The organism is Streptomyces sp. rh34, from assembly GCF_002551245.1.
Taxonomy (GTDB): domain Bacteria; phylum Actinomycetota; class Actinomycetes; order Streptomycetales; family Streptomycetaceae; genus Streptomyces.
On record NZ_NTGZ01000421.1, the window covers coordinates 1 to 3,734 of the forward strand.

The window sequence follows — 3,734 nt, forward strand, 5'->3', positions numbered from 1 at the left end:
AGATGTGTATAAGAGACAGGATATCGGGGGCGGGCCGGGGTGGCCGGCGTGCTGGGCCTGGTACGGCCGGCCGACGTGCCCGATGCCGGGTCCGTGGGGCGGCGGCAGCGGGGCCCCCACTGCGTGCTGCATCCGGTGCCACTCCGTCTCGTAACTGCAACTGACGCTGATGGGACGGCCACCGTACCCTCCCGGGCCGTCTCGGGGTGAACGGCCCGGGAGGGTGCGCAGTGCCCGTCGGCCGCGCGGAGGACGGACGGGAATCGCGAAGGTGTCGGTCCGTCAGTCCGTCAGCTCGTCGGCCAGGGCGCGCAGGGCGAGCCGGTAGGAGCCGATGCCGAACCCGGCCACCGTGCCCGTGGCCACCGCGGCGACCACGGAGGTGTGCCGGAACTCCTCGCGGGTGTACGGGTTGGAGATGTGCACCTCGATCAGCGGGGCGGTGCGCTGGGCGGCCGCGTCCCGCATGCCGTACGAGTAGTGCGTGAAGGCACCCGGGTTGAGAACGACCGGAATCGATCCGTCCGCCGCCTCGTGGAGCCAGCGGATCAGCTGGCCCTCGTCGTTGGTCTCCCTCACCTCGACGTCGAAGCCGAGCTCCTCGCCGAGGGTCGTGCAGGCGTCGACGAGTCCGGCGTAGGAGGTGGCCCCGTAGACGTCGGGCTCGCGCGAGCCGAGCCGTCCGAGGTTGGGGCCGTTCAGGACGAAGACCCTCCGGGTCACGCGGAGACCTCCCCGTAGGCGGCGAGGAGCACGGCCGGGTCGGGACCCTCCAGGACTGTGGGCTTGCCGATGCCGTCGAGGACGATGAAGCGCAGCAGGTCGCCGCGCGACTTCTTGTCGACCTTCATGTTCTCCAGCAGCTTGGGCCACTGGTCGCCGCGGTAGGCGAGCGGCAGGCCCACCGACGCAAGGACGCTGCGGTGCCGGTCGGCGGTGGCGTCGTCGAGGCGTCCGGCGAGCCGGCCCAGCTCGGCGGCGAAGACCATGCCGATGGAGACGGCCGCGCCGTGGCGCCACTTGTAGCGCTCGTTCTTCTCGATGGCGTGGGCCAGGGTGTGGCCGTAGTTGAGGATCTCGCGGAGTCCGGACTCCTTGAGGTCGCTGGAGACGACCTCTGCCTTGACCCGGATGGAGCGCTCGATCAGCTCGGCGGTGTGCGGACCGGCCGGGGTGCGCGCGCCCTCGGGGTCGGCCTCGACCAGGTCGAGGATGACCGGGTCGGCGATGAACCCGGCCTTGATGATCTCGGCCATGCCGGAGACGTAGTCGTTGACCGGCAGCGAATCGAGTGCGGCGAGGTCGCAGAGGACTCCGGCGGGCGGGTGGAAGGCGCCGACGAGGTTCTTGCCCTCGGCGGTGTTGATGCCGGTCTTGCCGCCGACGGCCGCGTCCACCATGCCGAGCACGGTGGTCGGGATCGCGATCCAGCGCACTCCGCGCAGCCAGGTGGCCGCGACGAACCCGGCGACGTCCGTGGTGGCGCCGCCCCCGATGCCGACGATGACGTCGGTACGGGTGAAGCCGGTCTGGCCGAGCGCCTTCCAGCAGTAGGCGGCGACCTCGACGGTCTTGGCCTCCTCCGCGTTCGGCAGCTGGACGGCGATGGCCTCGTACCCCTGGTCGGCGAGGTCCTGGCGGACCGCCTCACCGGTCTCGGCGAGCGCCTCCGGGTGCAGTACGGCGACGCGCCGGGCGCGGTCGCCGATCAGCTGGGGCAGCTCGCCCAGGAGCTGGTGGCCGACGAGGACCTCGTACGGGTCGGAGCCCGCGGAGCCTGCGACCTGGATGCGGGTGGGGCCCTGCTGCGTCATACCGGTGTTCTCCACGCCGGGGGCGGCTTGGCCCTCCGGCAGTTCCAGTGCGTCGATGATCGCCTGGGCGACCTCTTCGGGGGTGTTCTCGTCGGTGGCGACGACGGTGCGGGCGACCTCTTCGTAGAGGTGGCGGCGGGCGTCCATCAGCTCGCGCCACTGCCGGCGCGGGTTGACCGCGAGCAGCGGGCGGGCGGCGCCGAGACCGACGCGGCGGACGGCCTCGTCCACGTCCATGGAGAGGTAGACGACCGGGCGGCCGGCCAGCAGCTTCCTGGTCGCCGCGTCCAGGACGGCCCCGCCGCCGAGGGAGAGGACGCCCGTGTGCCCGGCGACGGCCGCCTCGACGGCCCGGCGCTCCAGGGCGCGGAAGTGCTCCTCGCCCTCGTCGTAGAAGATCTCCGCGATCGGCTTGCCCGCCTCGGCGACGATGTCCGCGTCGGTGTCGCGGTAGGTGGTGCCGAGCCGGGTGGCGAGCAGTTCGCCGACGGTGGACTTGCCGACGCCCATGGGGCCGACGAGGACGACCAGGGGGCCGCTCATCGGATCTGGAGGTGGTCGAGGTACGACTGGACGTTGCGGTGGGTCTCGGGGACGCTGTCGCCGCCGAACTTCTCCGCGACCGCGTCGGCCAGGACGAGGGCGACCATGGCCTCCGCGACGATGCCCGCGGCGGGAACGGCGCAGACGTCGGAGCGCTGGTGGTGGGCCTTGGTGGCCTCGCCGGTGACGACGTCCACGGTGGCCAGGGCGCGCGGCACGGTCGCGATGGGCTTCATCGCGGCGCGGACGCGCAGCAGCTCACCGGTGGTGAGACCGCCCTCGGTACCGCCGGAACGGCCCGAGGTGCGCCTGATGCCGTCCTCGGTGGCGACGATCTCGTCGTGCGCCTTCGAGCCGGGGACCCGGGCCAGGTCGAAGCCGTCGCCGACCTCGACGCCCTTGATGGCCTGGATGCCCATCAGCGCGGCGGCGAGCCGGGCGTCCAGGCGCCGGTCCCAGTGCACGTGCGAGCCGAGCCCGACGGGCACGCCGTACGCCAGCACCTCGACGACCCCGCCGAGGGTGTCGCCGTCCTTGTGGGCCTGGTCGATCTCGGCCACCATCGCCTTGGACGCGTCGGCGTCCAGGCAGCGGACCGGGTCGGCGTCCAGCTTCTCCACGTCGGCGGGGACCGGGAGGACGCCGTACGGCGCCTTCGCGGCGGCCAGCTCGACGACATGGCTGACGATCTCGATGCCCGCGGTCTCCTTGAGGTAGGAGCGGGCGACGGCCCCGAGGGCGACGCGCGCGGCGGTCTCCCGGGCGCTGGCGCGCTCCAGGACCGGCCGGGCCTCGTCGAAGCCGTACTTCTGCATCCCGGCGAGGTCGGCGTGGCCGGGCCGGGGGCGGGTGAGCGGGGCGTTACGGGCGAGCTTCGCCAGCTCCTCGGGGTCGACCGGGTCGGCCGACATGACCTGCTCCCACTTGGGCCACTCGGTGTTGCCGACCATGACGGCGACCGGGGAGCCCATGGTGAGGCCGTGGCGCACGCCGCCGAGGAAGGTGACCTCGTCCTTCTCGAACTTCATCCGCGCACCGCGGCCGTAACCGAGCCGTCGCCGGGCCAGCGCCTCCGCCACCATCTCCGTGGTGATCGGGACGCCGGCGGGAAGGCCCTCCAGCGTCGCCACCAGTGCGGGGCCGTGCGACTCCCCCGCGGTCAGCCAGCGCAACCTGCTCAACGGTGCTCCTCATGCTCGCGCCTGAAATCCAACGGCGCCACCGGGTGCGCGGCCCTGGCCCGCCGCCTTTGATCCTCCCACGACCGGGGGCACGGTCCGGCCGCCGGTCCAGCAGACGGACGGGCGGCGCCGGCCGGCGGGCCCGTCAGCGGGCCGCGAGCGCGGCTTCCCCGGCCCGCCGCATGGCGGCCAGCGG

General features: G+C 73.1%; 3 protein-coding genes. All 3 read right to left on the reverse strand.

Annotated features, from left to right (window positions below):
• Positions 1-282 precede the first annotated feature (282 nt).
• The 3 genes from CR470_RS36520 to aroC are packed head-to-tail and all read right to left on the reverse strand — an operon-like array spanning position 283 to position 3,538.
• Complete coding sequence (locus CR470_RS36520; RefSeq protein WP_097871942.1) at positions 283-723, reverse strand: type II 3-dehydroquinate dehydratase; 441 nt, start codon at positions 721-723, stop codon at positions 283-285.
• Positions 720-2,357: a 3-dehydroquinate synthase gene (aroB, locus tag CR470_RS36525; RefSeq protein ID WP_097871944.1), complete on the reverse strand. Its 1,638-nt coding sequence runs from the start codon at positions 2,355-2,357 to the stop codon at positions 720-722. The genes CR470_RS36520 and aroB overlap by 4 nt, the downstream gene beginning before the upstream one ends.
• On the reverse strand, positions 2,354-3,538 hold the full coding sequence (gene aroC, locus CR470_RS36530; protein WP_097871946.1) for a chorismate synthase: 1,185 nt from the start codon (positions 3,536-3,538) through the stop codon (positions 2,354-2,356). The genes aroB and aroC overlap by 4 nt, the downstream gene beginning before the upstream one ends.
• Between the last annotated feature and the right edge of the window lie 196 nt (positions 3,539-3,734).